Source organism: Blautia faecis, from assembly GCF_020554845.1.
Lineage (GTDB): Bacteria > Bacillota > Clostridia > Lachnospirales > Lachnospiraceae > Blautia_A > Blautia_A faecis.
On record NZ_JAJCIA010000095.1, the window covers coordinates 1 to 680 of the forward strand.

A 680-nucleotide genomic window follows, 5' to 3' on the forward strand; every position below is an offset into this window, starting at 1 on the left:
GAAGCCCTGTCCTATCTCCGGCAAAAGGGGCTTTCCACTGTGGAGGACTTAGAAGCGTTTCTGGAATCTTCCGGGAAATCAGCCGCAGATTACCGCAATCAGATGAAGCCAAAGGAAGCCCGCAGCAAAGTGATTGACGGGATTCTTGCCAGCCGGACAGACTGCAAGGAATGTAAGCCTGTCTATGAGAAGTACCAGAAGATATTTTTCAAGAAAACAAAGGAGAAATTCAAACAGGAACACCCGGAGGTTGCCCGGTATGCGAAAGCCGCCGCCTACCTTGCCAAGCACCCGGACGATAAGGACAGTACCCAAAAGGAGCTGCAAGAGGAGCAGGAAACGCTTCTGGAAGAAATTGCAGCCCTGAAAACACCGCTGACCGAGGTACAGGAGGATTTGAAGAAGCTGCGGGACATTCGCTACTGGGTACGGAAAGCCACCCCCGGCACAGAAGAAAGCAAAGAGCCGCCCAAGAAACAGCCTATCAAAGAAGTCTTGCAGGATAAGGCTGACGAGAAAAAAGCACAAAGAACTGTCCCGGCACAGACGAAACACAAACAACAGGATATGGAACTTTAACAGGCACTTGCCATTTTCAAGCAGAGAATGTCAGGTGCTTTTCTTATTTTCAAGGAGGGATAGATTTGAATGTATTTGAAGCTGTGAAGCAGTCCGTCACA

1 pseudogene is annotated in these 680 nt (G+C 49.3%); it reads left to right on the forward strand.

Annotated elements, in window-relative coordinates:
* Window positions 1–579: pseudogene (locus LIZ66_RS18360) on the forward strand (MobQ family relaxase); the annotation flags it as partial.
* Window positions 580–680 lie beyond the last annotated feature (101 nt).